Raw genomic sequence first — 543 nt, 5'->3', positions numbered from 1 at the left:
CGATCCGGTGCTGACCGCCCTGCGCGCCCGGCTGGCGGAGGTGGTCCAAGCGGCGAGTGTCCAGGGCGTTCGCGCGGCGGCTTTTCCACCAAGCTGCACCTGGCCGCCGACGGCCGATGCCGCCCGCCGGCCCTGGTCCTGACGCCCGGCCAGTACGGCGACAGCCCACAACTGCGCCCTGTCCTGGGAAAGATCCGCGTGCCACGCCGGGGCCCGGGCCGGCCGCGCACCCGGCCCGACAGCCTGACCGCCGATAAGGCCTACAGCTCCCGCGCCAACCGGTGCCATCTGCGCCGCCGCAAGATCCGCCACACCATTCCGGAACCGAAGGATCAGCGGGCCAACCGTCGCCGGCGCGGCCGCCGCGGTGGCCGCCCGACCGGCTTCGATCCCGAGCACTACAAGACGCGCAACGTCGTGGAGATCTGTCAAGCACAATGCACCGATAACTACAGCCTGGCCGTGTAGAGCGGGTGCTCAGCTGTCGGTGACCGGTTCGTCGGATGGGGGTGCCTTGGTCTGCTGCCAGCGTCTGCGGTTGTG

The 543-nt window shown here is 71.1% G+C and carries 1 protein-coding gene; it reads left to right on the top strand.

Annotated features, from left to right (window positions below; all coding sequences use genetic code 11):
• On the top strand, positions 1–468 hold a 468-nt coding region (locus ACTWPW_RS64580; protein WP_443175094.1), incomplete at its 5' end, for a transposase.
• Positions 469–543: the final 75 nt, after the last annotated feature.

This window comes from Nonomuraea sp. KM90, from assembly GCF_052246675.1.
Classification (GTDB): Bacteria; Actinomycetota; Actinomycetes; order Streptosporangiales; family Streptosporangiaceae; genus Nonomuraea.
This window is presented reverse-complemented; position numbering and strand designations above follow the sequence as displayed.